This window comes from Flavobacterium sp., assembly GCF_040402895.1.
Lineage (GTDB): Bacteria > Bacteroidota > Bacteroidia > Flavobacteriales > Flavobacteriaceae > Flavobacterium.
The window spans coordinates 18,678-44,824 of sequence record NZ_JBBALR010000005.1 but is presented as its reverse complement, the minus strand read 5'-3'; the positions used below and the strand labels follow the sequence as shown (position 1 = coordinate 44,824).

Here is a 26,147-nt window from a genome sequence, read left to right as displayed (position 1 = left end):
ATCTGTGTTTCCGTCAATTAAACTCGAATCACAAAATGTTCTTTTTCTTGCTCAGCTCTAAAAAACACCATTCCGAAATGAAATACATCAATCGTAACTTTTACTTTAGGATGTTTTTTTATGATTTCCCAAGTATTTTCATTTTTAATGGATTTATGATTGTCATTAAATATCCAAACGGAATCGTTCGTCACAGTAGGTAATAACCATTCAAAATAGTCTAAAGTTGATTTTTGATACTCATTTTTGTTGAAATAGATGAAGTCGAAAGTGCTTTCATTGCTAGCATTAATATTTTTTTGAAAATCTTCAAATGAGATTATTTCTGAAGAGAGTATAATGGAATTTAATTCATTTGCATTTCCAATTTCTAAAATAGTTTTAGGTTCAAAATACCGCACGATTCTTATTAATAATCGATTTCTATTTGAGGAGTTTTTTAGATGCGAGTATTCTGGATATTTCGATTTATTGTAAAAACATTTCGTAACCAAATCAAACACAAAAGGCGAGTGCACACCGTGTTCGTTTTTGGAGTTCCAAAGGAATATTAAGTATGATTTTATTTTTTGCAACACAGAGTTTCACAGAGTTTTCACAGAGTTTCACAAAGAAAATAAAGCTTTGCGAATCTCTGTGTAATAATTATTCTATTTTACTTGACAATTCAAACCAACGTGCTTCTTTTTCTTCTAAAGATTGAATGATTTTTTGTAATTCGTTGGCTTTAGCTTCAATTTTATCATCAGCTACTTTACCGTCCGAAAATTCTTGTTCAATTTGCTTTTTTTGGTATTCTAAATCTTTAATGTCTTTTTCAATTTTATTAAATTCCTTTTGCTCGTTGAAGTTTAATCCTGCTTTGGCTGGTTGATTTTGTTTCCAACTTCCTTTATCAGTGCTCACGCTATTTAAAACTTTTGGCTCCACAGAATCTTCATAACTTCTAAAATCAGAGTAATTTCCAGGAAAATCTTCAATTTCACCTTGACCTCTAAATACAAATAAATGATCCACAATTTTATCCATAAAATACCTATCGTGACTTACCACTAACAAGCATCCAGGGAAATCTAATAAGAAACTTTCTAAAACATTTAGCGTTACAATATCTAAATCGTTCGTTGGTTCATCTAAAATTAAGAAATTAGGATTCTGAATTAAAACCGTACATAAATACAACCGTTTTAGTTCGCCACCACTTAATTTTTCTACAAAATCGTATTGCTTTTTTGCATCAAACAAGAAACGTTCTAATAGTTGTGAAGCCGAAATGATTTTGCCTTTCGTAAGGGGAATGTATTCTCCGTATTCTTTAATAATATCAATGACTTTTTGTCCTGGTTTTGGGTTGATGCCGCTCTGTGTGTAATACCCAATTTTAATCGTATCACCAATAATTACTTTCCCAGAATCGGGTTCCATAGTTTTGGTTAAAATGTTCAAGAAAGTTGATTTTCCAGTTCCGTTTTTTCCAATAATTCCAATACGTTCACCACGTTGAAATGCGTAGGTAAAGTCTTTTAAAATGGTTCTATCTGGGAAGTTTTTGTTCAATTTTACCATTTCGATAATCTTGCTACCCATTCGTTCCATATTAATTTCAAGCTCTACAACATTTTCTTTACGGCGGCTTTCTGCTTTTTCTTTAATCACATAAAAATCATCTTGACGTGATTTGGATTTGGTAGTTCTTGCTTTTGGTTGTCTTCGCATCCAAGCCAATTCCTTAATAAAAAGGTTCTGTGCTTTATCTATACTGGAGTTTTCAGAAATTTGACGTTCTTCTTTTTTCTCTAAATAATAGGAATAATTTCCTTTATATTGATACAGTTTTCCGTTATCTAATTCAATAATTTCGTTACAAACACGTTCTAAGAAAAAACGGTCGTGCGTAACCATAAATAAAGTAATGTTTTCTTTGGCAAAATAATCTTCAAGCCATTCAATCATCTCTAAATCCAAATGATTGGTTGGTTCGTCTAAAATTAATAAATCGGGTCTATTAATTAAAATAATGGCTAATGATAAACGTTTTTTTTGCCCTCCAGATAATTTTTTAACTTTTAGTTTTAAATCGTCAAGTTTTAATTTTGACAAAATTTGCTTGTATTGTGTTTCAAAATCCCAAGCATTATAACGATCCATATCGTCAAACGCTTTCTGATACTTTTCTTCATCTTCTGGATTTTCTAATGCCTTTTCATAGTTTCTAATTACCTGTAAAACTTCATTATCTGAGGCAAAAATGCTTTCTTCAATGGTTAATTCGTCTTGCAAATTAAAATTCTGACTCAAAAACGCCATTTTAATTCCTTTTCTTATCACTACTTGTCCTGTATCCGGTTCGTCAAAACCATTAATAATGTTCATAATAGTGGTTTTACCCGAACCGTTTTTGGCGATAAAAGCAATTTTTTGGTCTTTATTAATTCCAAAAGAAATGTCTTTAAAAAGGATACGTTCTCCGTAAGATTTTGATATATTTTCTACTGAAAGATAATTCATTTGTTCATTTGTCAATTATACAATGTGGCAATACGCTAATTGTTTTGCAAAAGTAGACTTAATATTTGAGAATTAAAATTTAGATTTTTGCATTTCATAAATAAAAATTGCAACTTTGACCTATCCATCAATTGCAATTCGACTAATTGAAATAAAGCAAAATGCAACTATCCGTAATCATCCTTAATTATAATGTGCGCTATTTTTTAGAGCAATGTGTGCTTAGTGTACAGAAAGCACTAATAAATATCGATGCAGAAATAATTGTAGTGGATAATAATTCTAAGGATGCTAGTTGTGAAATGATGAAACAACTGTTTCCTCAAATTATACTTATTGAAAATAAAAAGAATTTAGGTTTTCCAAAAGGGAATAATATTGCTGTAGAACAGGCAAAAGGCGAATATATTTGTATTTTAAATCCAGATACGGTTGTTGCTGAAGATACCTTTAAAAAGCTTTTAGCTAAAAGCCGTCAGCTCTCAGCTGGAATAATTGGATGTAAATTAATAGATGGTACAGGTAATTTTCTTCCAGAAAGTAAGCGCGGACTTCCAACACCTTATGTGGCAATTACTAAGATTTTTGGTTTATATAAAATCTCTAAATTTTTTGGAAAATATTATGCACAACATTTATCAGAAAATCAATCCGGAAAAGTGGATGTTTTAGTCGGGGCTTTTATGATGATGAAACGCGATTTGTATTTAAAAGTTGGTGGATTTGATGAGAACTGCTTTATGTATTCAGATGATATCGATTTGAGTTATATGATTCAGAAATTAGGTATGGAAAACTTTTATTTTCATGAAACATCAGTAATACATTATAAAGGAGAAAGCACGGTTAGAGACGAAAAATATTTAGAACGTTTCCGAGAAGCGATGCAGTTTTTTTATAAAAAGCATTTTAAAAAATCGTTGTTTTTTGATAAGTTTCTTCAAATAGGAAGTTTGTTATATGCGATATTCAAACAAAAGCAACCACAAAAATTAGTAAGTAAAATTGATAAATATATAGTGTTTTCAAAAGAAAATATTCAATTAAACTTGAATAAACCAATTGAATATTTAACTGATTTTGAACAATTTAAAAACACTAAAAACATAAACTTCGAGTTGATATTTGATACCAATTCGTTTTCTTTTGCAGAAATCATTTATTTTATGGAAAAGCATAAATCAAAGAATATTACTTTTAAAAACTATATTTCGCAATCAAATTACGTAATTGGTAGTAATAATTCAACCGATAGAGGTGAAGTGCTAATTTTTTGATTTTTTGATTTTTTCGTGATAAAACATCAAAATATTTATTAATTTTGCAGTAATAATTAAAGAACTCAACATTACAATAATAATATGGCAAGATTTGAATTGAAACTTCCAAAAATGGGAGAGAGTGTAGCAGAAGCAACCATTACAAATTGGTTAAAAAAAGTGGGTGAACCTATTGATATGGATGAAGCAGTGTTAGAAATTGCTACAGATAAAGTTGATAGTGAAGTACCTTCTGAAGTTTCTGGTACTTTAGTTGAAATTTTGTTTCAAATTGATGATGTTGTTCAAGTAGGGCAAACCATTGCGATTATTGAAACTGAAGCCATTGCTATAACTCCGGAAGTAAAATCGGAGGCGCCAGTAGCAGTAGCGGATGTCGCTAAAATGGTTGAGGTTGCTATTGAAACAACTACTCCTGCAGATTTTTCAAGTTCAGATAAATTCTTTTCGCCATTAGTTAAAAATATGGCAAAAGCGGAAGGTATTTCGTTAACCGAATTAGAATCTATTTCAGGTTCAGGTAAAGATGGTCGTGTTAATAAAGAAGATATATTAAAATACATAGAAAGCCGAAAGTCTCAAGTTGCAAGTCCAAATGTTGTGGCACCTACAACTTCAATCCAACAACCTAAAACCCAAAATCCTGCACCAGTTTCAGTAAATGGAGGAGACGAAATTGTGGAAATGGACAGAATGCGAAAGTTGATTTCGGGTTATATGGTAGCTTCGGTTCAAACTTCAGCACACGTGCAGTCGTTTATTGAAGTGGATGTTACAAATATTGTAAAATGGAGAGATAAAGTAAAAACAGCTTTTGAAAAACGTGAAGGAGAAAAACTTACGTTTACGCCAATTATGATGGAAGCGGTAGCAAAAGCCTTAAAAGATTTTCCAGGAATGAATATTTCTGTTGATGGTGATTTTATTATAAAACGAAAAAACATCAATTTAGGAATGGCAGCAGCTTTACCAAATGGAAACTTAATTGTACCTGTAATAAAAAATGCAGATCAATTAAATTTAGTTGGTATGGCAAAAGCAGTTAACGATTTAGGAAGTAGAGCGAAAGCAGGAAAACTAAAACCAGACGATACACAAGGCGGAACTTATACTGTAACAAATGTGGGAACTTTTGGATCTGTTTTCGGCACACCAATTATCAATCAACCACAAGTAGGTATTTTAGCTCTAGGTGCCATTAGAAAAGTACCAGCAGTAATTGAAACTCCTGAAGGAGATTTTATAGGAATTCGTCAGAAAATGTTTTTATCTCATTCTTATGATCACAGAGTTGTAGATGGTGCTTTAGGTGGAAGTTTCGTAAAACGAGTAGCGGATTATCTTGAAGCTTTTGATGTAAATAGAGATTTTTAAGAAAAAATAAATAAATAATAATTCACCCAATAGTTCATTAACTATTGGGTTTTTTTAACTTTGTACTTTAAAATATAAAAATGGAGCTTAAACTTACAAGGCCAATTTGTTTCTTTGATTTAGAAACTACCGGAATAGATGTTGGAAAAGACAGAATCGTTGAAATATCAATATTTAAAGTGTTTCCAAACGGAAATAAAGAAAGCAAAACTTGGTTGGTCAATCCAACCATTCCAATTCCACCTCAAACAACAGCAGTTCATGGTATTACAAACGAGAAAGTAGCAAATGAACCTACTTTTTCCGAATTGTCTTCCCTAATTTATGCTATGATAAAAGATTCTGATTTGGCAGGATATAATTCCGATAGATTTGATATTCCTCTATTAGCAGAAGAAATGCTTCGTGCAGGCGTAGATTTTGATATGAAAAATCGTGTTTCAGTAGATGTGCAAACTATTTTTCATAAAAAAGAAGAACGCACCTTGTCTGCAGCTTTAAAATTTTATTGTGGAAAGACTCTAGAGAACGCCCATTCAGCAGAAGCAGACACTAGGGCTACTTATGAAATTTTATTGGGACAATTAGAAAGATATCCTGATTTGCAAAATGATATGAAAGCATTATCAGAATTTACTACTCGTAAAAAATCTGTAGATTTTGCAGGTATGATTGTTTTGAATGATAAAGGTCAAGAAATGTTTAGCTTTGGTAAATATAAAAATGTTTTAGTGGATGAAGTGTTTGATAAGGATCCAGGCTACTTTGGTTGGATTCAAAACGCGGATTTTCCGCTATATACTAAAAAAGTATTAACAGGTTTGAAATTAAGACGATTAAATACAAAATAGATAAATGGTTTAAGGTATTGGGTTAAAGGTTTAGCCCAACACCCATCACACAACACCCAAATAAAAATGAAAATTATTTGCATTGGTAGAAATTACGCCGACCATATTTCAGAATTACAAAACGAACGACCAACTGAGCCGGTTATCTTTATGAAGCCAGACACCGCTATTTTGCCTAAAAAAACACCTTTTGTAATTCCTGAGTTTAGTAATGATGTACATCATGAAGTGGAAGTTTTGGTGAAAATTTGTAAAGTAGGAAAATATATTAGTCCAAAATTTGCTCATAAATATTACGATGAAATTGGTTTAGGAATCGATTTTACCGCTCGCGATGTGCAAACTACTTTAAAAGAAAAAGGATTGCCTTGGGAAAAAGCAAAGGCGTTTGACCATTCAGCGATTATTGGTGACTTTTTACCGAAAATAATTTTTCCTTCTTTAGAAAACATTACCTTTGATTTAAGAAAAAATAATGAAATCGTTCAGCAAGGAACTACTTCAATGATGTTGTGGAATATGGATGAAATAGTTTCTTATGTTTCACAATTTTTCACCTTAAAAAAAGGAGATATTATTTTTACAGGAACTCCAAAAGGAGTAGCAGCTGTTAAAGAAAATGATGTATTAGAAGGATTTTTAGAAGGTAAGCAAATGTTTAAAATACAAGTAAAATAATGGCTTTACAGTATAATTTATCAAAAGTGTACGAAATTTCTGAAAATGATAACGAATTTGCGCTTCAAATTGCTTCTTTGTTTTTAGAAGAAGTGCCTTTCGAAATTCAGGCCATGAAAAACGCAATAGAACTTAAAGATTATTCGCAAACCTACGCTTCGGCTCATAAAATTAAACCAACATTAGATTTATTAGGAATGGATATGGCTTATGAAGATGTTTTGTTAATTATCGAATGGACAAAAGAGGAAGGTAAGCGGAAAGAAATCAAAGAGGTTTTTAGAGCACTTAAAGTTAGAATAGCCGCTGCCGCAGATGAAATTAAAAAAGATTTTAAATTATAAAAGATACATTTAAAACTTGTTTAGCCACGCCTTTAGCGTGGTTTTCTTATTTTTACAAAAATATTTAAAAAATGAAAGCAGCAATTATTACAATTGGAGATGAAATATTGATTGGCCAAATTATAGATACAAATTCTTCTTACATGGCCAGGGCATTAGATAAAATCGGAATTGCTACTTATGAAATGGCATCTATTTCAGATGATAAAAGCCATATATTAAAAACGCTACATGAAGTTCAAAATAATTTTGATGTTGTTTTAATTACTGGCGGGTTAGGTCCAACAAAAGACGATATTACTAAAAAAACTTTTTGCGACTATTTTGATGATGTTTTAGTGCAAAACGACGCTGTTTTAGATCAAGTAAAAAGTATCATTGAAGGGATTTATAAAAAACCCATTACGCAATTAAATAGGGATCAAGCATTAGTTCCGTCGAAATCAAAAGTGCTTTTCAATAAAATGGGAACTGCCCCAGGAATGCTAATGGAGCATCAAAACACGGTGTTTGTTTCATTACCGGGTGTGCCATATGAAATGAAGTATTTAATTGATAATGAAGTAATTCCGTATTTGGTAGAAAAATTTGAGCGTCCTTATATTGTACATAAAACACTTATGACTTATGGTCGTGGAGAGAGTATAATTGCAGAACAAATTGAAGATTGGGAAACTAATTTGCCTAGTTTTATTAAATTAGCGTATTTGCCGAGTCCAGGTAAAGTTAGATTACGATTAACTGCTCGAGGCACAGATGAAGCGGTTTTAATAAATTCTGTATTAAGTGAAATAGAAAAATTAAAACCTTTAATTGGTGATATTATTATTGGCTACGATGAGGAAGAAACCATTGAAGTGATTTTAACAAGAGCATTATCTGAAAAACACCTTACTTTGGCTACTGCCGAAAGTTGTACAGGAGGAAAAATCGCACAACTAATTTCATCAGTTCCTGGATCTTCCGCTTGTTTCATCGGTGGAATAGTGGCGTATTCTAATCAAATTAAAATAGATGTATTAAAAGTTAATTCAGATACTATTCGTCAATTTTCTGTGATTAGTAAGGAAGTGGCAAAAGAAATGGCTTTAAATTGCAGGTCAATTTTCAATACAGATTATGCTATTGCAACAACAGGGAATGCAGGTCCAACTAAAGGAAATAGTGAAGCCGAAATCGGGACAGTATTTATAGCAATAGCTACTCCAAATGAAGTTTTTGTTGAAGAATTTAATTTTGGACAACCGCGCGAAAAGGTTATAGATAGGGCGGTTAACAAAGCATTAGAATGGTTGTATAAAGAAATTTCAAAAAACTAATTAAAAATAGTTGCATAGTAAAGTAAAAATTCTTTTCTTTGCACCCTTATTTAGAATAACGATATAAAAGTTTAGAATAATGTCAAGAGTTTGTGAACTAACAGGAAAAAGAGCAATGGTTGGAAACAACGTTTCTCACGCGATGAATAAAACTAAGAGAAAATTCTCGGTTAACTTAGTAAAAAAACGTTTTTACATTGCAGAAGAAGATAGATGGGTGAGCCTAAAAATATCTACAGCAGTATTAAAAACAATTAACAAAAATGGTATTGCCGCAGTTTTGAAAAAAGCTAAAGCAGATGGATTTGTAAAATCTATTTAATCATTTAAAAATATATTAAAATGGCAAAGAAAGGTAATAGAATTCAAGTAATTTTAGAGTGTACTGAACACAAAGAATCTGGTCAACCAGGAACTTCTCGTTATATCACTACTAAAAATAAAAAAAATACACCAGATAGAATGGAGATCAAAAAATTCAATCCTATCTTGAAAAGAGTAACTGTTCACAAAGAAATTAAATAATTAGAAACTTATTTAAGTTTCAAATAAAATATACTAAGTCATGGCAAAGAAAACCGTAGCAACTTTACAAACATCTTCTAAAAGATTAACTAAAGCAATCAAAATGGTTAAGTCTCCTAAAACGGGTGCTTATACATTTGTGGAATCAGTAATGACTCCAGAAGAAGTAGATGAGTTCTTAAAAAAGAAATAATCTGTAATTAAAGATATTAAAAAAGCTATTTTCATTTGAAAGTAGCTTTTTTTATTTTATTTTTGTTCCAATACTAATGAAAATCATATCATTATATACCAATTTCAATGAGTTTTTTTAAAAAAATATTTTCATCTAACAAAAGTGAGCCTGTAATTACGGAACAGGAAAAGCAACAATTAGACAAAGGATTAGAGAAAACAAAAACAACTTTCTTTTCTAAACTAACTAAAGCCGTTGCAGGAAAGTCTAAAGTAGATGATGAGGTATTAGATAATTTAGAAGAAGTACTTATTTCTTCCGATGTGGGTGTAAATACCACATTAAAGATTATTCAACGTATTGAAAAAAGAGTTTCTAGAGATAAATATTTAGGGACAGAGGAGTTAAATATCATTTTAAGAGAAGAAATTGGTTCGTTGTTATCTGAAACCAATTCGGGTAACGAATCTGAATTCACTATTCCAAAAGACACAAAACCATATGTAATTATGGTTGTTGGCGTAAATGGTGTTGGAAAAACCACGACCATTGGAAAATTAGCTTATCAATTTAAAAAAGCGGGTTTCAAGGTTGTGTTAGGTGCAGCCGATACCTTTAGAGCTGCAGCAATTGATCAATTGCAAATATGGGCAGACCGGGTAGCTGTTCCAATGATAAGACAGCAAATGGGTTCTGATCCAGCTTCTGTGGCTTTTGATACTTTGCAGTCAGCTGTAGCACAAAATGCAGATGTTGTGATTATAGATACTGCCGGTCGTTTGCACAATAAATTAGGTTTAATGAACGAATTGACCAAGGTAAAAAATGTAATGCAAAAAGTAGTTCCAAATACACCAAATGACGTAATGTTAGTACTTGATGGCTCTACAGGGCAAAATGCTTTTGAACAAGCCAAGCAATTTACTGCTGCTACGGAAGTTTCTTGTTTAGCGGTAACCAAATTAGATGGTACTGCAAAAGGTGGCGTTGTAATAGGTATTTCAGATCAATTTCAAATTCCAGTTAAATATATTGGAGTAGGTGAAGGAATTGAAGATTTACAAGTGTTTAATAAAGCAGAGTTTGTGGATTCTTTCTTTAATTAATTTTTTAATGTATGATGAATTTTTTTAAAAATATGACCAATTCAAAATTGTTGTTTATAGCTTTAATTTCTGCTGTTTTAGCTTTTCCTTTTGATTTAAAGTTTTTAGGATTTATGCAAAGTGAAAGTATTTTTATGTCATTACGACTACTTTCTTTTATTTTGTTTATGTATGTGGCAATTAAAGTGATTAATGGTAAAACAAAAAAACCAGCTGGAAAGAAATAATTTTAATTTAGATTTTAATTAGGATGTCATTTTTGATCTCTTTTATAAGATATAAATCATAAAAAATATTGCAAATAAAAAGCCCAATTTCATTGAAATTGGGCTTTTAAATTTATATAATATAGGTTTTACTTCGCAATATTTACTGCTCTTGTTTCTCTAATTACAGTAACCTTTACTTGACCTGGATAGGTCATTTCTGTTTGAATTTTATGTGAAATTTCAAAGGATAACGTAGCGGCTAAATCGTCTGAAACTTTCTCGCTTTCTACCAAAACACGTAATTCTCTTCCTGCTTGAATAGCATAAGCATTTTTAACACCTGGGAAGCTATAAGCTACTTCTTCTAAGTCTTTTAAACGCTGAATATAAGAATCCAATACTTGACGACGCGCGCCTGGTCTTGCTCCAGAAATCGCATCACATACTTGAATAATTGGAGAAATTAAATATTTCATTTCAATTTCATCGTGGTGTGCTCCAATAGCATTGCACACTTCTTCTTTCTCACCATATTTCTCTGCCCATTGCATTCCTAAAATAGCATGAGGCAATTCGCTTTCCGTATCTGGTACTTTTCCAATATCGTGAAGTAAACCAGCTCTTTTTGCTAATTTCACATTTAGTCCTAATTCTGCAGCCATCAAACCACATAATTTAGAAACTTCTCTGGAGTGTTGTAATAAGTTTTGTCCGTATGAGGAACGGTATTTCATTCTACCAACGATTTTAATCAATTCTGGGTGTAATCCGTGAATTCCTAAATCGATAACAGTACGTTTTCCTACTTCAATAATTTCTTCTTCAATTTGTTTTTTAGTTTTTTCAACAACTTCTTCAATTCGAGCTGGGTGTATACGCCCATCAGTTACTAATTTATGAAGTGCTAAACGAGCAATTTCTCTTCTTACAGGATCAAAACAAGATAAAATAATAGCTTCTGGTGTATCGTCAACAATAATTTCAACGCCTGTCGCAGCTTCAATTGCTCTAATATTTCTTCCTTCTCTTCCAATAATTCTACCTTTAACATCATCCGATTCAATATTGAAAACAGATACACAATTTTCAACAGCCTCTTCTGTTCCTACTCGCTGAATCGTGTTGATAATGATTTTTTTAGCTTCTTGCTGCGCTTGCATTTTGGCTTCTTCAATAGTTTCTTGAATATGCGCCATAGCATTTGTTTTGGCCTCTGCTTTCAAACTTTCCACTAATTGGTTTCTTGCATCGTCTGCAGATAAACCGGAAATAACCTCAAGTTGTTCGATTTGACTTTTGTGTAATTTGTCAACTTCTTGAGATTTTTTCTCTAAGTTTTCAATTTTGTTGTTGTATTCTGTAATTTTAGCTTCAGCGTCGTCATTGATTTTCTTAGCTTTTGCTAATTCACTAGAAACTTGTGATTCTTTATCTCTGGTTCTTTTTTCGGCTTCTGCCATTTTTTTGTCTTTTGACAAAATTTCGTTTTCGTGTTCTGATTTTAATTCTAAAAATCGTTCTTTTGCTTGTAAAAGTTTGTTTCTTTTTTCTGTTTCGGCTTCTGCTTTCGCATCTCTTAAAATTGAACTTGCCTCTTTTTTAGCATTTTTAATAAGATTTGAGACATTGCTTTTTTCTAAAAATTTAGCAATTGCAAATCCTATAGCCAGTCCGACAACGATTCCAATTAGTATACTTGTTAATTCCATAGTTAGGTTTTGTTTAATAAAAAAGCCCACATTAGGTGTTTGAATAAACTCGATTCAGACAGGATTTGAGCTAAAACGATGTTCAAGGATTTCCGACAAATCGGAACGTGCTTTAGTATCGCAAATTCACTCATTTAATAGTTAGTGTTGAGTTTATCAAATATTTACTAATGTGGGCAGTACTTTAGTGTTTTTGTATGAACGTTTTTTCTTATTTTGAAAGTAAACCTTCTATTTTTTCGTCGAGTTTTTTTAATCTCTCAAATGCTTCTACGGTATCTGTTGACGTATCAATTTGGGTTTGTTCTATTTGAGAAGCAAATTGTAAGGCACACATTGCCAATACATCTTGTTTGTCTCTTACTGCATAGTTGGCTTCAAATTTTTTAATTGTAGCATCAATTTTTTTTGATGCAGTTCGTAGACCTTCCTCCTGAGTAGTTTCCACTGTTAATGGATAAACTCGGTCTGCAATTGAAATTTTTATTTTTAACTTTTCTGTCATAATTATTCAGAAAGTTGTGCTATGCAATAGTCGATTTCTCTAATCAACGAATTTATTTTCAGTTTTGTTTCTTTCTTGTATTCTTCACTGCCCAGAAGAGAATTTGTTATTTTTAAGCTTTCTAATTCGTGTTTTAACGAGGTGATGTGCTTATTTTCTTGTAAAGTAGTTTGTTTTAAATCGTTCAATTCATTAGATAAACTTTCGTTTAATTGCTCTAAATTTTCTATTTTTTTAGATAATTTAAAGAATTTTACTTCTAAGGAATCAATAATTTTTGACAATTCACTCATTATAACATAATTCTTCTCATGATTTTACAAATTTAAAACTTCAAACTCGAATTCCAATACTTTTTTTCAAAAAAATAAAGTTTTTTTTATTCTGTACTTGTATTTTAGCTTTCTTCCGTTTTTTTACTCTTAATAAAATCTAAAATTAAGGTTGCGATTAATTTTCCTGTTAAATGATTGTTGTTTGATAAATCTAAATCTGGTGCGCCTTCACATATGTGAAAATAGCTAGCCTGCTCTTCTTTTCCAAACATATGTATAAAATGTCTCGCTTTTTCAATACTAAATCCACTTAATGTCATGGCACTACTATGAATGTTTGGAAGCGCATCCAAATCAAGTTCCAATCCGAAAGGACTACTGGCTATAAATTTTAAAGCATTGAGTATTTCTGATGTAAAACTTTTGGTTTTTCTTACGGCTATCTCTTCATAAGTTACATATTTTACGCGATCTTCAATTGATTTTAGTGTATCAAAAACACTTTTTGATACAAAATTTTCGTGCAAACCGAATATAAAATATTTTTTTAGGAAACCTTCCTCAAACGCATAAGTAAACCCGTTTCCACTATGCCGACCCTCCATAATCCTAAAATCGGTATGTGCATCAAAATTTATTGCATTTACAGGCATCCCTTTTCCTAATGCTAAACCTTTTATATTTCCATAGGCATTGTTGTGACCGCCGCCAACAATAATAGGAATTTTATTTGCTTTAATAATTGTATTTATTACGTAAGAAACATCTTTGTCGATATTTTCTACTAGTTGAAATAGTTTTTTTCGATCTTCTTTATTTTGAGAATCTAAAGTTTTGGAAAATTCCATTTCTTCAGAAAAATTTATTTCACCTAAAACAAGTAACTCATTGCCTTTACAAAATTTATTGTGTTGAAAATTTACTAGGCTTTTTAAGGCACTTTCAAAAGCAGAAGCTGCACCAGTTCTACCTAGATTAGCTTTAATTCCAATGTCTTCGGGTAAACCAATCAAAACAAATTTTGCTTCGGATAGCGTTAAAAACTCTATCCAATTTTCATTGTTTGGAACGGTAATTATTTTTTCGCCAAACTTTATTTCGCCACTTCTATGTTGCGTAATTTTTGCTATGTCTCTAGAATTGAATACGTTTAATTTATCCATTTTATTTTGTAAAAGTGTTTTCAAATATAATATTTTAAAGATACATTCCGTTATATAGTAATAGAAATAAATAAAATTTTATTTTTGTGTAAAATTTAAAAAAAAATCAAGATGGAGTTAAATCAATCAAATTCTAGAAATTCAGGTTTAAAGATAATTGTGGTTATCTTAGCATTACTATTAATGGGAAGTTTGGCTTATGTTTATAAGTTGCAAAATGAAAAAGATGTGTTAGATTCTAATTTAACAAAAACTCTAACTGAAAAAGAAAAATTTCAAGCAGAATTGGAATCCAAAATTGCAGAATATGATGTTGCAATTTCTGATAATACCGCTTTGAAAGGAGAATTAGAAGAGGAGCAAGCTAAAATTATGGAATTGTTAGAAAAAATTAAAAAATCTAACGGAAGTGTAGCTGAATTGTCTAAATATAAAACGCAATACGTAAAACTGAAACGTGAAATGGACAATTTAATTGCAGAAAATAATATATTGAAAGAAAATAATTCTAAATTAACTAAAAACTTAGATAGCACAAATGTAGTGTTATCAAATGCAAAAACGGCAAATGATACGTTAGTGGCTAAAAATGAAAATTTATCAAAAACCGTTGAAAAAGCACAGCGATTATCGGTTCTAAATTTAACTACTTTAGCAGTAAAGCAAAAAGGTTCTGGAAAACAAATTAATACAGACAAAGCTAGTAAAGCTGACATTTTAAAAATTGGGTTTACAATAGCTGAAAATCAAGTTGCAAAAACAGGAGACAGAACGTATTATGTTCAAGTAATTGATAGTAAAAATAATGTTTTGGGAGAAAAGAAAACGGAGTCTTTTGGGGCTACTTATTTGCCGTACAGTTTTCAGAAAACTATTAAATTTGAAAACAAAACAGTTCAAGTTCAAGAAGATTTATCAGTAAAAAATATTACACCAGGTACCTATTTTGTTAACGTGTTTGACAAAAAAGGGGAATTAGTATCAAAAAGTAGTTTTCAATTGAAATAGTTTTGTTTACAATTTAAAAAGAGAAACGCTTCAACTATTGAAGCGTTTTTTATTTTTTTATTCTGTAATACTTGTAGATTCTTTGAATTTTTCATTGACTTTTTCCCAATTAATTACATTAAAGAAAGCTTTAATGTAATCTTTTCGTTTATTTTGGTACTTTATATAATAAGCATGTTCCCAAACATCTAAAGCTAAAATAGGCGTACCTTTTTTTTCTGCATTTGGCATTAACGGATTGTCTTGGTTTGCGCTAGTGGTTATTACTAATTTTCCTGAATTGTCTTTTATAAGCCAAACCCAACCTGAACCAAACAATTTAGTAGCACTTTCTGAAAATTCATCTTTGAATGCCTCAAAAGAACCAAAATCTTTATTTATGGCTTCTAAAACTTCATCTGTTGCGTCTCCGCCATTTGCATTCAAAATTTCAAAAAATAAATTGTGATTGTAATAGCCACCTGCATTGTTTCTAAGATCTGAATTACTAGTATCTAATTTTTTTAGAATTTCTTCTATTGATTTTGAAGTCAAATCGGTTTCCTTTAAGGCGGCATTAAGTTTATTGCAATACGCCAGATGATGTTTGGAGTAATGTAATTCCATGGTTGCGGCATCTATAAAAGGCTCTAAACTATTATATGAATAAGATAAGCCATTCATTTGAAAAGCACCTTCTTCCTCTTCAGCTTGTACGTCAGACGGATTTCCTAAAGCAGTTTTTTCAACTTTTTCTGGTTCAGGAATGGTTACTTCTATTAGTTCTTTTTCTTTTTTACAACTTGTACTTAAAAGGGAAATTAGTAGTAATACGAGGATTTTCTTTTTCATATTTAAGAATTATAAGTTTTTACAAAAATAAAAAAAGACACACATTACTGTCTATCTTTTAGCATTTGATTTATTATTTCAATATATTTTTCTTTGGCTTCGTTAGCCGTTAAATGTCTCACTTGCATCCAGGCGTTTTGTTTAAATGCTGTAATAACTTCATCCGATTCATAACCGTGATGGCTGTAGCTTATGTTTTCGGAAAGTGCTTGTTTGTAATAGGCATAGAGTACTAACTGTACGTCTTGCGGTACAGAAGTTTTAGGAATTTTTTCATTGGCATTTTGAATGGCTTCCTTGAATCTTTCATCTAAAGATAAATCACTCATTTATTTTTTTGATATTATAGTTTTGTTTCCAATAGCTTTATCTCCTAGTTTTACATTAATTGGCGTTCCAATTGGAAAATATAAATCTACCCTTGATCCGAATTTAATAAAACCTGCATCTTCACCTTGAATCACAGTCATGCCAACTTCGGCATAATTTACAATTCTTTTTGCTAATGCACCAGCAATTTGACGGTACATAATATCGCCGTATATATTGTTTTCAATAACAATTGTGGTACGTTCGTTTTCTTCACTAGCTTTTGGATGCCAAGCTACTAAAAATTTTCCAGGATGGTATTTGCTGTATTTTACAATTCCATTTAATGCATATCGAGTTACATGAACATTAATGGGTGACATGAAAATAGAAACCATTAATCTTTTGTCTTTAAAATATTCAGATTCGTAAACTTCTTCAATTACTACAACTTTTCCGTCAACGGGTGCCAATACATGATGGTCACTAATTATTGCAACTCGCGTTGGATTTCTAAAAAATTGAAGAATTAGTACTAAAAATCCCAAAAGGACTACTTGTAAAATTTTGCAAATTATAATGTTGGTCTCGTGAAATAAATGGTCTACACCAAAAATACCTAAAACGGTAATTAAAGTTGAAATTAATATAATTTTAGCGCCTTCTGGATGAAACTTAAGCATAATAGAAATAAATTAAATATAATATATATAAAAATGGAATAACAAAAATAACACTATCTAAGCGATCTAAAATACCACCATGGCCTGGCATAATATTTCCGCTATCTTTAACACCTGCTTCTCTTTTAAATTTAGATTCCACTAGATCGCCAAGCGTGCCAAAAATTGAAATAAACAATGCACTGATAATCCACAAAGTTACATTAAAAAAAGTGTAAAATTGACTAATAATTATAGAAGCTAGTATAGTAAAAACGATTCCACCAATAAATCCTTCAATTGTTTTTTGTGGAGAAACTCGTTCAAGTAATTTATGTTTTCCGATTGATTTTCCAACTAAATAGGCAAACGTATCATTACACCAAATCATTATAAATATTGCTAAAACAATTTCATATTTTGCTGGAATTATAAAGTTGGGTAAGGAAAGTAATAAAATAAAAGGCAATGTAATATAGAGGAAAAAATGACTATGTTTTTTATGGTATTTATGAAATGAAATGTTTTTAAATAAATTAAACAGGAGAAGAATATTAAATAAAACACAGCCCAATGTTAAATAAATTAAATTAATAGGTGGCAGTTGACTTAAAAAGAAAAGTATAGAAATTAAAATACCACCAATGGCAAATAAATAATAAAATTTATAGTTTGTCATTTTGGAAAATTCATAAATACTTAAGCACATAAAAACAGTGAATAATATATGAAATGTTATTGGAGAAAATAACGTACAGAAAATAAGTAATGCAATATAAACAGCACCACTAACAGCTCTTGTTACATTTTCAGTCATTTTATAGATCTTCTAGTAGAATTAAGTATAAATTTTTATGGCAACTTCCATAATGAAGAAAATTTTCTTCTTTTGTTTTTTCAAAATACTTAATAGCAGTAATATTTGTAGGATATTGTTTGTCGTATTTTGTTTTGATGTTTCTTAAACCATCGCCTTTTGTCATTAAAAGTTGGCTTGTAGAAGCATAAACAATAATATTTGTAGGTAATTCTTCAATTTTTAATTGCTTTAATTGTTTAGACGAAAATAAAATGGAGCCTTCATCTGCAATTAAGTTTTCACAAGATGTAAAAAAGAAAGTAGGATTTGTTGCATTTTTATATTCTAATCTGTTTTCATCAAGAAAATTAAAAAGCCTAGAATCAAAACATTTAACTTCGTTTTCAAACCAATCATTCTCCTCTAAAATATTTTCAAAATTTTCATGAGCTTCTTCCATAGTAGAACAATAAATGAATTTTCCACCATTATTTTTAAAATTAATGGTAAATAATTCATCTACGGGAGTATTAATGTCTGGTGTATATTGGCTTTTTTCGACGTTTTTTTCCTGATTATCAGTTTCGTCTTGATTGCCAAATATCTTTTTGAAAAAATTCATTTTATACCTGTAACAATTCTTAAACATCAAATATAAAAAAATCTTAACTCAAAATCACTTCAAAATTAAGATTTTTTATACAATATATTGTTAATAACTTATTCGGTTACATTTTCTGAATTTGTTGTTGTAATTGTTTCTGACATTGTTTCTGGTTTTTCTTCTTCAATATCAAAAGGTCTTTTACCAAAAATAGTTTCTAAATCGTCTTTAAAAATAACTTCTTTATCGATTAAAATGGCTGCCAATGCTTCCAATTTTATTCTATTCTCTGTTAAAATAGTGATAGCTCTTTGATATTGTTCTTCAATTAACCCTGAAATTTCAGTATCAATTACTTTAGCCGTATCATCTGAATAGGGCTTCGAAAAATTATAATCTGATTGTCCTGATGAATCGTAATATGTAATGTTTCCAATTTTATCATTCAATCCATAGACTGTTACCATGGCTCGAGCTTGTTTGGTTACTTTTTCTAAATCGGAAAGCGCACCCGTAGAAATTTTATTAAAAACTACTTTTTCAGCAGCTCTTCCGCCCATTGTGGCACACATTTCGTCTAACATTTGCTCGGTTCTAACGATTTGTCTTTCTTCAGGTAAATACCAAGCTGCTCCTAAACTTTGTCCACGAGGTACTATTGTAACTTTAACTAACGGTGCGGCATGTTGTAGCATCCAACTTACGGTAGCATGACCAGCCTCATGTATGGCAATGGCATATTTTTCTTCTTTGGTAATAATTTTGTTTTTCTTTTCTAATCCGCCAACTATTCTGTCTACTGCGTCTAAAAAGTCTTGTTTATCAACTGCTTTTTTATTTTTTCTTGCAGCAACTAAAGCAGCCTCATTACAAACATTTGCAATGTCTGCTCCCGAAAAACCTGGGGTTTGTTTGGCTAAAAATTCAGTATCTAATGTTTCTGATTTTGTAATTGGTTTTAAATGTACTTCAAATATTTCCTTACGTTCTCTAATATCTGGTAAGTCTACATAAATTTGTCTGTCAAAACGTCCCGCACGCATTAAAGCTTTATCTAAAACATCCGCTCTATTTGTTGCAGCTAATACAATTACATTTGAATTGGTTCCGAATCCGTCCATTTCTGTTAGTAATTGATTTAGTGTATTTTCTCTTTCGTCGTTCCCTCCAGACATATTACTTTTTCCACGAGCCCTTCCAACTGCATCAATTTCGTCAATAAAAATAATAGCAGGTGCTTTTTCTTTGGCTTGTTTAAATAAATCTCTAACTCGAGAAGCACCAACTCCAACAAACATTTCTACAAAATCAGATCCTGATAAAGAGAAAAAAGGCACGTTAGCTTCGCCAGCAACTGCTTTTGCTAGTAAGGTTTTTCCTGTTCCTGGAGGCCCTACTAATAAGGCACCTTTTGGAATTTTACCACCAATACTTGTGAATTTTTCAGGCGTTTTCAGGAATTCTACGATTTCTTGAATTTCTTCTTTTGCTCCTTCTAAACCGGCTACATTTTCAAATGTAACTTTTACATCATTTTTTTCATCAAATAGTTTTGCTTTCGATTTTCCAATGCTAAATATTTGTCCACTACCACCTGGACCACCGGCCATTCTTTTAGAAATAAAATAGAAAAATCCAATAAAAATTAAGGTGGGTAATAATAACCCTATCCAGTCGCCCCAATTACCTGTTGGTTTTAGATCGAAATCAGAAATTAATTTATTTGTTTTTGCTTCTTCTAATCTTTTTTGAAAAAGTTCTAAACTTCCTACGTCTTTTACTAAATAATGTGGGCCTTTTTCTTTAGTTAGTTTTTTTAATTCTTCATCTTTAGAAGCAACAAATGCTGCTTTTTTTAAAGTCACTTCTGCAGTATTACCAGAAGTACTTGTTAAAATATCTACTTTCTCAATTTGATTTTTACTTAGTAAATCATAAAAAGAAGAAATAGAGGTTGATTTCGGATAATTCATATCGAAACCACCATTAAAAAAATTGATTAAAAGTATTACAGAAATGGCTAAAATTGGAAAAAACCAAGGGCCAAGTTTCACTACCTTAATTATGGGTTTGTTTTTGTTTTCGTTTTCTGACATAGTGGTTAAAATTTATTTTCAATTGACGTAATTTTAGCATCACCCCAAAGACTTTCAATGTTATAATATTCTCTAATGTGTTTTTGAAACACGTGTACAACTATGTTTACGTAATCCATCAATACCCATTCGCCAACATCTGCTCCTTCAACATGCCAGGGTTTGTCTTTAAGTTCTTTTGATACGCCTTTTTGAATAGAACCTATTATTGCATTTACTTGTGTATTTGAATTTCCATTGCAAATTACAAAATAATCGCAAACGCTATTTTCAATACCTCTTAAATCCAGAATATCAATATCTAATCCTTTTACATCTTCAATTCCTTTGATGATACTTGCTAATAAATCATCTGTGCTACTATTTTTCGTCATCTATTATTTGTTCGTTTTATGCAAAGGTATCATTTTTTGTCTTTATTTTTGTAACTTAAATTAAGTAATCATTAAATTTCTTCTATGCATATCATCAAACTCAATGCCATTGATTCTACAAATAGTTATTTAAAAGAATTGTCTGCCAAACAAACGGTTTCTATTTTCACTGTTGTAGTAGCTGAAAACCAAACAAATGGGCGAGGACAACGTGGCGCGTATTGGGAAGTGGAAGGCGGTAAGAATCTAACATTCAGTGTTTTGGTTAAAAATGCGTTGTTAGATATGAATGAAGTATTTAATTTAAATGTTATAGTAGCTGTTAGTCTTTTTCAGACGTTTGTTCAGCTAAAAATTCCAAATGTAGCCATTAAATGGCCAAACGACATTTTGGCAGATAAAAAGAAAATTTGTGGTGTTTTAATTGAAAATCAATTTAAAAGTACTTCTGAAATACTTTCTATCGTTGGGATTGGCATAAATGTAAATCAAGAAAATTTTATCAATTTACCACAAGCTACCTCTTTAAAAAATTGTACGAATCAAGAATATAATAAAGATGAGATTTTATTACTTTTTTTAAACCAATTTCAAAACAACCTTAATTTGTATAAAAAGGAAGGGGCTTCCTATTTTTGGAATTTGTATCACGAAAATTTATTTAAAAAAAACACACCTATGGCTTTTGAAAACGCAGATAAAGTAAAATTTATGGGAATTATAAAACAAGTTATGCCTAATGGTTTGTTGCAAATAGAGTTAGATGAGGATACATTGCGGTTGTTTGATATAAAAGAACTGAAAATGTTATATTAGATTATTCCAAACATCTATTAAATTTTGTTAAAATAGTAACACTTTATTTCTTATTCAGTACATTTGCACGACTTATAAAAAGACTATATTTTATGTTACAAAAATTACTTTCCGCATTATATTCTACACGCCTAATGGCACTTTTATTTATTGGTTTTGCAGCGGCAATGGCAGCAGGAACTTTCATTGAAGACGCCTATAATACTGAAACCGCTCGAATCTGGGTTTATAACGCATGGTGGTTTGAGGCCATTATGGTCTTTTTTGTAATTAATTTTTTCGGAAATATTAAACGGTACCAATTGTACAAAAAAGAAAAATGGGCCACTTTATTGTTACACTTGTCTTGGATTTTTATAATTGTAGGTGCTTTTGTTACCCGATATATTAGTTATGAAGGATTAATGCCAATTCGTGAAGGAGCTGTTTCTAATACGGTTTATTCAGATATGCCATATTTAACCACTTTTGTAGATGGTGAGTATCAAGGAGAAATGAAACGTAAAACAATCGAAAAGCAGTTGTTACTTTCACAAGCAACAAATAATTCGTTCCAACTTTCTGATTCATTTTCAGATATTCCATACAAAATTGAATTGCAACAGTTTATTATGAATGCTTCTGAAACATTTCAGCCAAATGCAAAAGGCGATTTATACATTAAATTAGTTGAAGCCATTGCCGGCAGTAGAAAAGAGCATTTTCTTAAAGAAGGCGAAGTGAAAAATATTAGTAATGTGCTTTTTGCTTTCAATAAGTTTACACAAGGTGCTATTAATATTACAAAAACTGCTGAAAATTATACCATTCAAACGCCTTTTGACGGGAACTTTATGCGAATGGCCGACAAAATGCAAGGTACAATTACAAAAGATAAAACAAGCGAGTTAATGTTTCGTTCACTTTATAATGCTGGTGGAAGTCAGTTTGTTTTTCCTGAATTGGCTCAAAAAGGTGAAGTGGTTTTAGCTTCTAATAACGATTACAAAGATAAAAAAACCGATGACGCCATTTTAGTTAAAGTCACCTCTCAAAATAAAGAAGAAATTATTACATTAATGGGTTCAAAAGGAAAACAAGGCGAACCAAAAAGTTTTAAAATTGGAAAATTAGATTTCACATTAATGTATGGCAGTAAATTGCATACCTTACCTTTTTCAATTAAATTGAATGATTTCGTAGCCGAAAAATATCCTGGAACAGAAAAAAGTTATTCTGCTTTTAAAAGTAAAATCGAAATTCAAGACAAAGAAAAATCAAAAACATTTACGGATAGCGTCTTTATGAATCATATTTTAGATTATAGAGAATTTCGTTTTTTTCAAGCCAGTTTTGATGAAGACGAAAAAGGAACGGTACTTTCTGTAAACCACGATTTCTGGGGAACTTGGATTACTTACATCGGATATTTTTTATTATACTTTGCTTTGATGGCGATTTTGTTTGATAAAAACACACGATTTAATGATCTGAAATTGAAGTTGGATAAAATACGAGTAAAAAAAGCCACTTTAGTAGCTATTTTATTCTTTTTTGGATTGTTCGGTTTTGCCCAAGATAATCATACCAATCACGACGGACATAACCATGGCACTGATCCACACCAAAATGAAACTTCAGCACAAAAACCAAAAATGCCAACAGCTGCTGAATCTTTAAAAGAGATAAAAAAGTATATGGTTTCTGCGGAGCATGCAGAAAAATTTGGACGACTGGTTATCCAAGATATCAGCGGAAGAATGAAACCTGTGAATACTTTTTCGTCTGAATTATTACGAAAAGTTTCTAAAAACGACACGTTTGAAGGTTTTACTTCAGATCAGGTTTTGATTTCTATGAACCAATTTCCTGAGTTTTGGTACCAAATTCCGATAGTTTACTTGAAAAAAGGAAACGACAGCATTCGTAAAATTATTGGTATTGATGCAGAAGCAAAATATGCTCCATTAATAAGTTTTTTCGATGATTTCGGAAATTATAAATTACAAAAACAAACGGATGAAGCCTACAAAGAAGCGGTTCCCAACCAATTTCAAAAAGATTTTTTAGAGGCAGACAAAAAAGTAAATTTATTGTATTCGGCAATTAGTGGACAAATTTTACGTTTTTTCCCACTTCCAAAAGATGCCAATAATAAATGGGCTTCGTATCTAGAATTGCAACACCCAACGAAAACCAATTTAGATATCGTAAAAAATATTATTCCTTTTTACTTTAGCGAAGCGGCAAAAGCCTCACAAACTAAAGATTATAAAAATGCAGAAAGTTTATTAAAAGGTTTGTCGGATTATCAAAAGAAATTTGGTGGAAAAGTTATGCTTTCAGATGATAAATTAGAAGCAGAGGTTCAGTACAACAAATACGATATATTTAAAAAATTGTTCTCATGGTATATGTATGCGGGCGTTTTAATGTTTGTGTTTGTAATCATTCAAATTTTTAATAAAAAGAAATGGGTAAATTATGTGGTAAAATTTTTCCACGGAACTATTGTTTTACTTTTTATTTTACACTTAGCAGGATTAATTGTTCGTTGGTATATTTCTGGGCACGCGCCTTGGTCTGATGCCTATGAAAGTATGATTTATGTAGCTTGGGCAACTATGTTTTTTGGCGTAGCTTTCGGTAGAAAATCAGAACTCACTATCGCATCAACTGCGTTTGTAACCGCTATGATATTAATGGTGGCGCATTGGAATTGGATGGATCCAGCAATTGCAAATTTAAAACCAGTTTTAAATTCGTATTGGTTAATGATACACGTTGCGGTTATTGTAGCGAGTTATGGACCCTTTACTTTAGCTATGATTTTGGGATTGGTTGCCTTGTTTTTAATGATTTTCACCAACAAGAATAATAAAGCTAAAATGGAACTTAGTATAAAAGAAATCACCTATATTAATGAATTGGCTTTAACGGTTGGTTTAGTCATGCTAACTATTGGAAACTTTTTGGGCGGACAATGGGCAAACGAAAGTTGGGGACGTTATTGGGGTTGGGATCCAAAAGAAACCTGGGCTTTAATTAGTATTATGGTGTATGCATTTGTAATTCATGCCCGCTTTGTTCCAGCGTTACGAGGTTTATTTGCTTATAATTTTATGTCGGTTTTAGCCTTTGCAAGTATTTTAATGACGTATTTTGGAGTGAATTTTCATTTAAGTGGCAAGCATTCGTATGCGTCTGGAGAATCTCAAAGTGTGGTGTATTATTTGTATGCCTTAGCAATTGTTTTAGTAATTTCTGTTATAGCTTTTATTCAATATAAGAAATGGTATAAGAAAAAATAGGTAATAATTTCGGTTTTTTTATTTAACCCAACATTAACTTTTGTTTTCTGTATCTTTTCATATATTTGATTTTAAATAAATTGTTATGAAACTATTTCACACATTTACTGGCGCTGTATTAATTTTATTGGCTTGTAATACTAAATCGGAAGAAAAAAAATCAGAAAACTGGGAACATTTCGTAGAAAATACAAGCGAAAATACTTCAGTAGAAACTCCAAAAACACACACCATGGAACAAGGTTCAATTTATACTTTTAAAGTAAAAGATTTATCAGGAAACGAATTTGATTTTTCTACTTTAAAAGGTAAGAAAATTTTAATTGTAAATACCGCTTCAGAATGTGGATTAACACCTCAATATGAGCAATTGCAAGCCGTTTACGAAAAGTATAAAAACAGTAATTTTGTAATAGTAGGCTTTCCAGCAAATAATTTTGGAGCACAAGAACCAGGTACAAATGCTGAAATTGGAGCATTTTGTAAGAAAAATTATGGCGTAACTTTTCCAATGATGGAAAAAATTTCGGTTAAAGGTAGCGATATGCATGTTTTGTATCAGTTTTTAACTCAAAAAAGTAAAAATGGCTTAAAAGACAGCGATGTAGAATGGAATTTTCAAAAATATTTAATTGACGAAAAAGGGCATTTAGCAGAAGTGATGTCTCCAAGAGTTGTACCAAACGATACTTCAATTATCAATTGGATTGAGGGAAAATAAATAATTAACTTTCAATTTTTAAATTCCAAATTCCAATTTATAACTTTATTGGAGTTTGGAATTTTTTTATTGGAATTTTACTAAAGTATCTTTTGCATAAAAACAGAATGCAACCAGCGGTCAAATTTATAGCCTGATTCTTTTATGAAACCTACTTTTTCAAATCCAAATTTTTCGTGAAAAGCAATACTATTTTCATTTTCCGAATCAATAACGCCAATCATTGTATGTAAATTTTGCTTTTTTGCTAATTCGATTAATTCGGTAAGTAACAAATTGCCAATTCCATTTCCTGTAAAATTTTTCTTGGCATATACAGAATGTTCCACCGTAAATTTATATGCCTCTCTAAATCGGAATTCGCTGTAATAACCAAATCCAACAATTTCATCAGCTATTTTTGCGACAATAATTGGAAACCCTTTTTGTAATTTATCCTCAAAAATGGCCAGTTGTTGTTCTAATGTTCTTGGTTGATAATCGTATAAAGCAGTGCCAGTTAAAATTTGCTCATTAATAATTTCAAGTATAGCAGGGCAATCTTCCTTTTGGTACCTTTGAATTGATGGAATCATTTTAGTATTTATTTATGATATAAAAGTATAAAAAAATGTGT

The 26,147-nt window shown here is 30.9% G+C and carries 29 protein-coding genes; 15 read left to right on the top strand and 14 right to left on the bottom strand.

What is annotated here, in order from left to right:
* Window positions 1-17: 17 nt before the first annotated feature.
* A complete protein-coding gene (locus tag ABWP60_RS05925; RefSeq protein WP_353149897.1) occupies window positions 18-401 on the bottom strand; it encodes a hypothetical protein in 384 nt (127 codons plus the stop codon).
* Window positions 402-645: 244 nt separating this feature from the next.
* A complete protein-coding gene (locus ABWP60_RS05920; protein ID WP_353149894.1) occupies window positions 646-2,508 on the bottom strand; it encodes an ABC-F family ATP-binding cassette domain-containing protein in 1,863 nt (620 codons plus the stop codon).
* A gap of 161 nt (window positions 2,509-2,669) precedes the next feature.
* Between ABWP60_RS05920 and ABWP60_RS05915 the strand changes: the two genes are divergently transcribed.
* The 11 genes from ABWP60_RS05915 (at window position 2,670) to ABWP60_RS05865 (ending at window position 10,387) form a co-directional block, all read left to right on the top strand.
* Entirely contained in the window at window positions 2,670-3,785 is a 1,116-nt protein-coding gene (locus ABWP60_RS05915) for a glycosyltransferase family 2 protein (protein ID WP_353149891.1), read from the top strand.
* 84 nt (window positions 3,786-3,869) lie between these two features.
* Window positions 3,870-5,162, top strand: coding sequence for a dihydrolipoamide acetyltransferase family protein (locus ABWP60_RS05910; protein ID WP_353149888.1), 1,293 nt, complete (start codon window positions 3,870-3,872; stop codon window positions 5,160-5,162).
* Between the two features lie 80 nt (window positions 5,163-5,242).
* Window positions 5,243-6,013: an exonuclease domain-containing protein gene (locus ABWP60_RS05905; RefSeq protein WP_353149885.1), complete on the top strand. Its 771-nt coding sequence runs from the start codon at window positions 5,243-5,245 to the stop codon at window positions 6,011-6,013.
* A gap of 66 nt (window positions 6,014-6,079) precedes the next feature.
* Window positions 6,080-6,691 carry a fumarylacetoacetate hydrolase family protein gene (locus ABWP60_RS05900; RefSeq protein WP_353149882.1) on the top strand — a complete coding sequence of 204 codons (612 nt, stop codon included), beginning with the start codon at window positions 6,080-6,082 and terminating at the stop codon, window positions 6,689-6,691.
* Window positions 6,691-7,035, top strand: coding sequence for a histidine kinase (locus tag ABWP60_RS05895; RefSeq protein WP_353149879.1), 345 nt, complete (start codon window positions 6,691-6,693; stop codon window positions 7,033-7,035). The genes ABWP60_RS05900 and ABWP60_RS05895 overlap by 1 nt, the downstream gene beginning before the upstream one ends.
* 71 nt (window positions 7,036-7,106) lie before the next feature.
* The gene (locus tag ABWP60_RS05890) at window positions 7,107-8,354 is read left to right on the top strand and encodes a CinA family nicotinamide mononucleotide deamidase-related protein (RefSeq protein WP_353149874.1); all 1,248 of its coding nucleotides are present in this window, start codon (window positions 7,107-7,109) and stop codon (window positions 8,352-8,354) included.
* A gap of 79 nt (window positions 8,355-8,433) precedes the next feature.
* On the top strand, window positions 8,434-8,676 hold the full coding sequence (gene rpmB, locus ABWP60_RS05885; RefSeq protein ID WP_353149871.1) for a 50S ribosomal protein L28: 243 nt from the start codon (window positions 8,434-8,436) through the stop codon (window positions 8,674-8,676).
* A 20-nt stretch (window positions 8,677-8,696) separates the two neighbouring features.
* The gene (rpmG, locus tag ABWP60_RS05880) at window positions 8,697-8,879 is read left to right on the top strand and encodes a 50S ribosomal protein L33 (RefSeq protein ID WP_091308983.1); all 183 of its coding nucleotides are present in this window, start codon (window positions 8,697-8,699) and stop codon (window positions 8,877-8,879) included.
* A 40-nt stretch (window positions 8,880-8,919) separates the two neighbouring features.
* Entirely contained in the window at window positions 8,920-9,072 is a 153-nt protein-coding gene (locus ABWP60_RS05875) for a DUF4295 domain-containing protein (RefSeq protein WP_291241091.1), read from the top strand.
* A gap of 107 nt (window positions 9,073-9,179) precedes the next feature.
* The gene (gene ftsY / locus ABWP60_RS05870) at window positions 9,180-10,160 is read left to right on the top strand and encodes a signal recognition particle-docking protein FtsY (RefSeq protein WP_353149868.1); all 981 of its coding nucleotides are present in this window, start codon (window positions 9,180-9,182) and stop codon (window positions 10,158-10,160) included.
* Between the two features lie 32 nt (window positions 10,161-10,192).
* Complete coding sequence (locus ABWP60_RS05865) at window positions 10,193-10,387, top strand: hypothetical protein (protein ID WP_353149866.1); 195 nt, start codon at window positions 10,193-10,195, stop codon at window positions 10,385-10,387.
* 128 nt (window positions 10,388-10,515) lie between these two features.
* On the opposite strand, the gene rny is transcribed toward ABWP60_RS05865, so the two are convergent.
* The 4 genes from rny to ABWP60_RS05845 form a co-directional block, all read right to left on the bottom strand.
* Complete coding sequence (gene rny / locus ABWP60_RS05860; protein ID WP_353149863.1) at window positions 10,516-12,078, bottom strand: ribonuclease Y; 1,563 nt, start codon at window positions 12,076-12,078, stop codon at window positions 10,516-10,518.
* A 211-nt stretch (window positions 12,079-12,289) separates the two neighbouring features.
* Window positions 12,290-12,583 (bottom strand): cell division protein ZapA, encoded by a 294-nt coding sequence (locus ABWP60_RS05855; RefSeq protein ID WP_291241095.1) that lies wholly within the window; start codon window positions 12,581-12,583, stop codon window positions 12,290-12,292.
* A gap of 2 nt (window positions 12,584-12,585) precedes the next feature.
* Window positions 12,586-12,876 carry a hypothetical protein gene (locus tag ABWP60_RS05850; protein ID WP_353149860.1) on the bottom strand — a complete coding sequence of 97 codons (291 nt, stop codon included), beginning with the start codon at window positions 12,874-12,876 and terminating at the stop codon, window positions 12,586-12,588.
* A gap of 104 nt (window positions 12,877-12,980) precedes the next feature.
* Entirely contained in the window at window positions 12,981-14,021 is a 1,041-nt protein-coding gene (locus ABWP60_RS05845) for a formimidoylglutamase (protein WP_353150226.1), read from the bottom strand.
* A gap of 111 nt (window positions 14,022-14,132) precedes the next feature.
* Between ABWP60_RS05845 and ABWP60_RS05840 the strand changes: the two genes are divergently transcribed.
* Complete coding sequence (locus ABWP60_RS05840) at window positions 14,133-15,029, top strand: DUF8428 domain-containing protein (protein ID WP_353149858.1); 897 nt, start codon at window positions 14,133-14,135, stop codon at window positions 15,027-15,029.
* A 57-nt stretch (window positions 15,030-15,086) separates the two neighbouring features.
* On the opposite strand, the gene ABWP60_RS05835 is transcribed toward ABWP60_RS05840, so the two are convergent.
* From ABWP60_RS05835 to rsfS, 7 genes are all read right to left on the bottom strand, one after another.
* Window positions 15,087-15,860: a superoxide dismutase gene (locus tag ABWP60_RS05835; protein ID WP_353149855.1), complete on the bottom strand. Its 774-nt coding sequence runs from the start codon at window positions 15,858-15,860 to the stop codon at window positions 15,087-15,089.
* A 44-nt stretch (window positions 15,861-15,904) separates the two neighbouring features.
* Entirely contained in the window at window positions 15,905-16,189 is a 285-nt protein-coding gene (locus ABWP60_RS05830; protein WP_353149852.1) for an acyl-CoA-binding protein, read from the bottom strand.
* The gene (locus tag ABWP60_RS05825) at window positions 16,190-16,852 is read right to left on the bottom strand and encodes a phosphatidylserine decarboxylase family protein (RefSeq protein WP_353149849.1); all 663 of its coding nucleotides are present in this window, start codon (window positions 16,850-16,852) and stop codon (window positions 16,190-16,192) included.
* Window positions 16,845-17,648 carry a phosphatidate cytidylyltransferase gene (locus ABWP60_RS05820; protein ID WP_353149846.1) on the bottom strand — a complete coding sequence of 268 codons (804 nt, stop codon included), beginning with the start codon at window positions 17,646-17,648 and terminating at the stop codon, window positions 16,845-16,847. Before ABWP60_RS05820 ends, ABWP60_RS05825 begins: the two co-directional genes overlap by 8 nt.
* Before the next feature lies 1 nt (window position 17,649).
* Window positions 17,650-18,252, bottom strand: coding sequence for an LUD domain-containing protein (locus ABWP60_RS05815; protein WP_353149843.1), 603 nt, complete (start codon window positions 18,250-18,252; stop codon window positions 17,650-17,652).
* A 98-nt stretch (window positions 18,253-18,350) separates the two neighbouring features.
* Window positions 18,351-20,330, bottom strand: coding sequence for an ATP-dependent zinc metalloprotease FtsH (gene ftsH, locus ABWP60_RS05810; protein WP_353149840.1), 1,980 nt, complete (start codon window positions 20,328-20,330; stop codon window positions 18,351-18,353).
* Window positions 20,331-20,335: 5 nt separating this feature from the next.
* Complete coding sequence (gene rsfS / locus ABWP60_RS05805; protein ID WP_353149837.1) at window positions 20,336-20,704, bottom strand: ribosome silencing factor; 369 nt, start codon at window positions 20,702-20,704, stop codon at window positions 20,336-20,338.
* A gap of 84 nt (window positions 20,705-20,788) precedes the next feature.
* Here rsfS and ABWP60_RS05800 point away from each other — a divergent pair, with 84 nt between their 5' ends.
* From ABWP60_RS05800 to ABWP60_RS05790, 3 genes are all read left to right on the top strand, one after another.
* Window positions 20,789-21,520: a biotin--[acetyl-CoA-carboxylase] ligase gene (locus ABWP60_RS05800; RefSeq protein WP_353149834.1), complete on the top strand. Its 732-nt coding sequence runs from the start codon at window positions 20,789-20,791 to the stop codon at window positions 21,518-21,520.
* A 92-nt stretch (window positions 21,521-21,612) separates the two neighbouring features.
* Entirely contained in the window at window positions 21,613-24,810 is a 3,198-nt protein-coding gene (locus tag ABWP60_RS05795) for a cytochrome c biogenesis protein (RefSeq protein WP_353149831.1), read from the top strand.
* An 85-nt stretch (window positions 24,811-24,895) separates the two neighbouring features.
* The gene (locus tag ABWP60_RS05790; RefSeq protein WP_353149828.1) at window positions 24,896-25,531 is read left to right on the top strand and encodes a glutathione peroxidase; all 636 of its coding nucleotides are present in this window, start codon (window positions 24,896-24,898) and stop codon (window positions 25,529-25,531) included.
* Between the two features lie 80 nt (window positions 25,532-25,611).
* Here ABWP60_RS05790 and ABWP60_RS05785 read toward each other — a convergent pair whose 3' ends face one another.
* The gene (locus ABWP60_RS05785) at window positions 25,612-26,106 is read right to left on the bottom strand and encodes a GNAT family N-acetyltransferase (RefSeq protein ID WP_353149825.1); all 495 of its coding nucleotides are present in this window, start codon (window positions 26,104-26,106) and stop codon (window positions 25,612-25,614) included.
* Window positions 26,107-26,147 lie beyond the last annotated feature (41 nt).